We start from the raw sequence: 5,882 nt of genomic DNA, 5'->3' as shown, positions 1-5,882 counted from the left end.
ACCTCGGCGAGCGCCGCGCGCAGGGCACCAGCAGCTCCTGGGCGGCGCGCTCGGCGCCGTGACTGGTCGGGTTGCCGCCGCCGGCCCGGCCGGCGCCGAGGCGTACCCCGTCGAGGCTCAGCGCGGCTGCGCGGGTGGACGTACCTCCGACGTCGAGGCCGACCACGACGGTGCCGGACATCCGGTGGGCCTCCCTGGGGTCGGTGGCTGGCGGCCTTCATGCTGGTCGGCCCGGCTGCCCGAGGCAAGATCCGAGGCCCCGCCGCGCGGTGTGCGCCAGGTAACAGTTTGAAAACTTCGCCCACGGTCTTGACATGGAGGGGCCTTCAGTAAGAAATTTTACCACTAACAGTTAACAGTCTTTTCGGAAAGGCGTCCCATGGTTGATCACGAGGTGGACACCCCCGCGTTGCACCTGCACGCGGTGGTCGACGCCGACGCGGTCGACCGCCGGGGTGCGTTGACCGTCTCCGCGGACGGGGTGCTGGCCAGGGTCCGGGCCGGGGCGGGGGAGCTGACGGGGGCGTTGCGCCGGGTCGCTGAGCACGTGCTCAGCGACCGGAGGCGGCGGCCCGGGCCACCATCGTGGAGCTGGCCGAGCGCAGCGGCACCTCGCCGGCGACCATCACCCGGTTCTGCCGGGCCATGGGCTTCGAGGGCTACGCGGACCTGCGACTCGGCATCGCGTCGGAGACCGGCCGGGCCCGCTCGGCGGGCTGGACGGTCGACATCGGCCGGGAGATCCAGCCCAGCGACCCGCTGTCCCGGGTGCTCGACCAGATCATGGCCGCCGACACCCGGGCCATGCACGACACGGCCGCGCTGCTCGACCTGGCCGAGGTGGAGCGGGCCGCCGTGGCCATCGCCGGGGCGAGCCGGGTGAACATCTTCGGCGCCAGCGGCAGCGCCCTGGTCGGCGAGGAGATGCAGTTCAGCCTGCACCGCATCGGGGTGGCCGCCTGGGCCTGGAGCGACGTGCACGAGGGGCTGGCCAGCGCCGCGCTGCTGGGCGCCGGCGACGTGGCGCTCGGCATCTCGCACACTGGGCAGACCCGGGAGACCATCGAGATGCTCGCCGAGGCGGGCAGCCGGGGCGCCACCACGATCGCGCTGACCGGCTTCCCCCGCTCGCCGCTGGCCGAGCTGGCCGACATCGTGCTGCTCACGGCCAGCCAGGCCACCACCTTCCGGCCGGACGCGCTCTCCGCCCGGCATCCCCAGCTCGTCGTCCTCGACCTGCTCTACATCGCGGTGGCGCAGCGGACCCACGACCGCGCCCACGCGGCCTTCCGGCGTACCGCCCAGGCCGTCGACGGGCACAAGGCCGCGAAGGGGGCCGCCTCATGATCAGCGCACAGCGGTACGCGGACGCCGTCCGCCCGGTGCTCGACCGGGTGGTCGACACCCAGGCCGACGCGGTCGACCGGGCGGCCGACCTGATCGCGGCCGGGCTGCGGGCCGGTGGGGTGCTCCAGGGATTCGGCGCCGGCCACTCCGAGGCGTTCGCCGCCGAGCTGGTGGCTCGGGCCGGCGGGCTGGTCCCCACCAACCGGCTCTCCCTGCACGACCTGGTGCTGCACGGCGACGCGCCCCGCGACGTGCTCGCCGACCCCAAGTTGGAACGCGACCCGGCCGTCGCGCACCAGCTCTACGCGCTCGCGGCCCCGCACCCGCGGGACGTGTTCGTGGTCGCCTCCCAGTCCGGCATCAACGGCTCGGTCGTCGAGCTGGCGACGCTGGTGAAGGAGCGCGGCCATCCGCTGATCGCGGTCACCTCGGTCGAGCACACCGCACGGGTCGCCCCGCGGCACCCGTCCGGGTACCGGCTCGCCGACCTCGCCGACGTCGTGCTGGACAACGGCGCGCCGTACGGCGACGCACTGCTGCCGCTCGAGGGCGGCGGCGCGGTCTGTGCGGTCTCCTCGGTCACCGCGGCGCTGCTGGCGCAGCTGCTGACCGCCGAGGTCGTACGACGGTTCCACCAGGCCGGGGAGGTACCCCCTATCTACCTCTCCGCCAACGTCCCCGGTGGGGACGAGCACAACCTCGCCCTCGAGTCGCGGTACGCCGGGCGCCTCCGGCGGACCGCCTGACCCGGACACCACAAGGAGAGACAGAGATGTCGATTACCCCCGAGAACCTCGGTGACCTCAGCCGCCGGACCCTGCTGCGGCGGGCCGCCGCGGCCGGCCTGCTCGCCACCCCGGCCGCCAGCCTGCTCAGCGCCTGCGCTGGCAGCGAGCCGAGCAAGTCCGACGACACCGGCGCCGCGAAGAGCAAGGACAACCCGTTCGGTGTCAAGGACGGCAGTGCCGTCAAGGTGGTCATCTTCAACGGCGGCCTGGGCGACCAGTGGGCCAAGGAAGACAAGGTCGTCTTCAACGCCAAGCACCCGAACATCACGGTCAACATGTCTTCCACGCAGAAGATCAAGACCGAAGAGCAGCCGAAGATGGCGACGCAGCCGAGTGACCTGGTCATGAACTCGGGCGCCGACATGATGGACCGCAGCACGCTGATCAACGAGGGCGCCATCGAGCCGCTCGACGACCTGCTCACCGCGCCCGCCTGGGACAGCGAGGGCACCGTCGCGGACTCGCTGCTGCCGGGCACGGTCGGCGACGGCACCCAGAACGGCAAGTTCTACGTCGTGAACGTGGCGTACACGGTGTGGGGCAACTGGTACAACGCGGCGCTGTTCAAGAAGGAGGGTTGGCAGGCGCCGACCACCTGGGACGAGTTCTTCGCCCTGGCCCCGAAGATCAAGGCCAAGGGCATGGCGCCGTACGTGCACGACGCCGTCCACGGCTACTACCCGCGCTGGGGGCTCATGGCGAGCATCTGGAAGACCGCCGGCAAGCAGGTCGTCGTCGACATCGACAACCTGAAGGAGAACGCCTGGAAGGCCGACGGCGTGCTCAAGGCGCTGGAGCCGTGGGAGAAGCTGGTCAAGGACCGGCTGCTGCTGCCGGGCAAGCTGGACCACACCCAGTCCCAGCAGGCCTGGCTCGACGGCAAGGCGGCGTTCATCCAGGTCGGCACGTGGCTCAAGAACGAGATGTCCGCCACCATCCCGCCGGGCTTCGAGCTGACCCTGTCGGACTACTGGAGCAACGCCGACGACAAGGCGCCGAAGGACGTGTTCGCCGCGTCCGGCGAGGGCTTCGTCGTGCCGAGCAAGGCGCCGAACAAGGAGGCCGCGAAGGAGTTCCTGCGGGCGATCCTGTCGAAGGCGGGTTCGGCCAAGTTCGCCGAGCTGACCAAGTCGCTGGCCTCTACCAAGGGCTCCGGCGACAACGTGCAGGACTCCGCGCTCGCCAGCGCCAACACCCTGATGAAGAACGGCGGCAGCGAGCTCATCTCGATCAAGTTCCAGGACTTCTACGCCGACCTGGACAAGGAGAGCCAGAACCTGTCCGAGGAGCTGATGGCGGGCCGGCTGACCGCGCAGCAGTTTGTCGACAAGATGCAGGCGGCCGCCGACAAGGTCGCCAAGGACTCGTCGATCAAGAAGCAGACCCGCACCGCCTGACCCGAACGAGAGAGTGAGTCCAATGCGGCACGGAGTCGCGCGTTTCGTCACGGGCTTCCTGGCCCTGCCCGTCGCGCTGTACCTGTTCTACGTGGTGTGGCCGTTCGCGCAGGCGGCGGGATACTCGCTGACCGACTGGGGCGGGTACTCGGATTCCCAGCGCTTCGTCGGTCTCGACAACTACGTCCGGCTGCTGTCGGACGAGTTGATCAGGAAGGCCTTCTGGCACAACGTCTTCTTCCTGATCACCGTGCCGCTGTTCACCATCGCGCTGGCCCTGTTCCTCGCGTTCCTGCTCAACGTGGGCGGCCGCGAGGACAGGGCCGGCATCCGGGGGGTGTTCGGCTCCGCCGTCTACAAAGTCATCTTCTTCTTCCCGCAGGTGCTGTCGCTGGTGGTCATCGCCGTGATGTGGCAGCAGATCTACCGGACCGACAGACAGGGTCTGATCAACGGCCTGCTGATCAAGCTCGGGCTGGGCGACCCGGAGAACCCGATCGCCTTCACCGCCGACCCGGAGCCCTTCCTCGGCGTACCGGCGGTGCTGTGGTGGCTGCTGCTGATCGCGGTCTGGAGCGGCGCCGGCTTCTACATGGTGCTCTTCTCGGCGGCGATGCAGTCCATCCCGAAGGACATCTACGAGGCGGCCCTCCTCGACGGGGCCGGCCGCTTCCACACCTTCTTCCGGATCACGCTGCCGCTGCTGCGGGACACGATCTCGGTGGCCTGGGTGTACCTGGGCTTCATCGCGCTGGACATGTACGCCCTGGTCTTCGTCATGACGCCCAGCCAGGGCGGACCGAACCACGCCAGTGAGATCTTCGCGTCGGTGCTCAACTTCACCGCGTTCCAGAAGGGCCAGTTCGGCTACGCCTGCGCGATGGGTGTCGCCCTGGCGATCTTCACGATCCTGCTCGCCGCGGCGCAGCTGAGGATCACCCGTCGCGACCGTATCGAGTTCTGAGGAGGCTGGACATGAGCACGGCGACACACGGTGGTCTGACCCGGCCCGACGAGAGCCCGGCTACCCGACCCGATCCCGCACCGCGTACCACGTCCCGCGCGCCGCGATCGGCGGCCGGATCTTCAACGGCTTCTCCCACATCTTCCTGGTGGTCTGGGCCGTGATGGTGATCTACCCACTGCTGTGGGTGGTGATGTCGGCGCTCAAGAGCGACTCGGAGGTGATCCGCGATCCGCTCTCCCTGATCCCCGACACGCTGCACTGGGACAACTTCGCCCGGGCGTGGGGTGAGGGGCACCTCGGGGCGTTCTTCCTCAACACCATCCTGGTGATGATCGGCAGCGTCTTCCTCACCATGCTGCTCGGCTCGATGGCCGCGTACGCGCTGGCCCGCTACGAGTTCCGCGGCAACCGGTTGATCTACTACATGTTCCTCTCCGGGCTGACCCTGCCGATCTACCTCGCCGCGGTGCCGCTGTTCAAGGGCGTCTACAACACGGGCGTGGTCTTCCCGCTGCTCGGCCCGAACAAGCACGTGATGCTGATGCTGGTCTACGTGGCGTGGTCGCTGTCGTTCACGATCTTCTTCATGCATTCGTTCTTCCGGACGCTGCCCGACTCGATCGCCGAGGCGGCCATGGTCGACGGGGCCTCGCACAGCCGGCTGTTCTTCAGCGTGATGCTGCCGATGGCCAAGCCGGGCCTGATCAGCATCGGCATCTTCAACGTGCTCGGCCAGTGGAACCAGTGGTACCTGCCGACGCTGCTCATGCAGTCGGTGGCGGGTGAGCCGAAGAACCAGGTGATCTCCCAGGGCCTGATCGAGCTCTCGGTCAACCAGGGCTACAAGTCCGACTGGTCGGGCCTCTTCGCCGGCGTCACCATGGCGATGCTCCCGGTGCTCATCGTGTACATCGTCTTCCAGCGCCAGGTCCAGTCCGGCCTCACCGCCGGCGTAGGCAAGTAACCCCACCCGTCACGGGGCGCAGTTTCCCGGAAAGAGTGGCCGTTCCGCCCGGGATGGCCACTCTTTCCGTGCAAGAGGGCACTCGGGCGACGGCGCGCGGCGGACTGTCGCAGGGGCGGGGGAGAATCGCGTCCGTGCTGGTGGCGGTGGTGGCGGACGAGCGGGGTGGGGGAGTGCTGCAACCCCTCGACCTCGCCGGCCGCCCCACCGGTCCGGCGGAGCCGTCACCGACCTCGCCGCCGCGGTGGCCGCCCGCGAGGCCGCCGACCGCCCCCGCTGGGTCTGGGCCTCCGGCGCCACGGTCTACCCGGCGCTGCTGCGGGCCGGGGTCCGGCTCGACCGCTGCCACGACGTCGAGCTGACCGAGGCGCTGCTGCTGGGGCACGCCGGCCGGTGGGGCGAGCCCCGGTCGCTCGCCG

Annotated in this window: 3 protein-coding genes and 4 pseudogenes; 6 read left to right on the top strand and 1 reads right to left on the bottom strand. The window is 69.6% G+C overall.

The genetic code is table 11. From position 1 onward, the window contains the following. Window positions 1-181, bottom strand: a pseudogene (locus JNW87_RS33495) (hypothetical protein); the annotation flags it as partial. 198 nt (window positions 182-379) lie between these two features. Here JNW87_RS33495 and JNW87_RS33490 point away from each other — a divergent pair. From JNW87_RS33490 to JNW87_RS33465, 6 genes and pseudogenes are all read left to right on the top strand, one after another. Then, window positions 380-1,347 (top strand): annotated as a pseudogene (locus JNW87_RS33490) (MurR/RpiR family transcriptional regulator). Further along, window positions 1,344-2,093 carry an SIS domain-containing protein gene (locus tag JNW87_RS33485; protein WP_109804147.1) on the top strand — a complete coding sequence of 250 codons (750 nt, stop codon included), beginning with the start codon at window positions 1,344-1,346 and terminating at the stop codon, window positions 2,091-2,093. Before JNW87_RS33490 ends, JNW87_RS33485 begins: the two are co-directional and overlap by 4 nt. A gap of 26 nt (window positions 2,094-2,119) precedes the next feature. Next, window positions 2,120-3,532, top strand: a complete 1,413-nt coding sequence (ngcE, locus tag JNW87_RS33480; RefSeq protein ID WP_109804146.1) for an N-acetylglucosamine/diacetylchitobiose ABC transporter substrate-binding protein — start codon at window positions 2,120-2,122, stop codon at window positions 3,530-3,532. Between the two features lie 22 nt (window positions 3,533-3,554). Next, window positions 3,555-4,496: a carbohydrate ABC transporter permease gene (locus tag JNW87_RS33475; protein WP_109804145.1), complete on the top strand. Its 942-nt coding sequence runs from the start codon at window positions 3,555-3,557 to the stop codon at window positions 4,494-4,496. 11 nt (window positions 4,497-4,507) lie between these two features. After that, window positions 4,508-5,463: pseudogene (locus tag JNW87_RS33470) on the top strand (carbohydrate ABC transporter permease). A gap of 104 nt (window positions 5,464-5,567) precedes the next feature. After that, window positions 5,568-5,882 (top strand): annotated as a pseudogene (locus JNW87_RS33465) (bifunctional 3'-5' exonuclease/DNA polymerase); the annotation flags it as partial.

The organism is Micromonospora sp. ATA51 (assembly GCF_016802855.1).
Classification (GTDB): Bacteria; Actinomycetota; Actinomycetes; order Mycobacteriales; family Micromonosporaceae; genus Micromonospora; species Micromonospora sicca.
The sequence above is the reverse complement of the archived record's forward strand: the minus strand, read 5'-3'. Positions and strand labels throughout refer to the sequence as shown.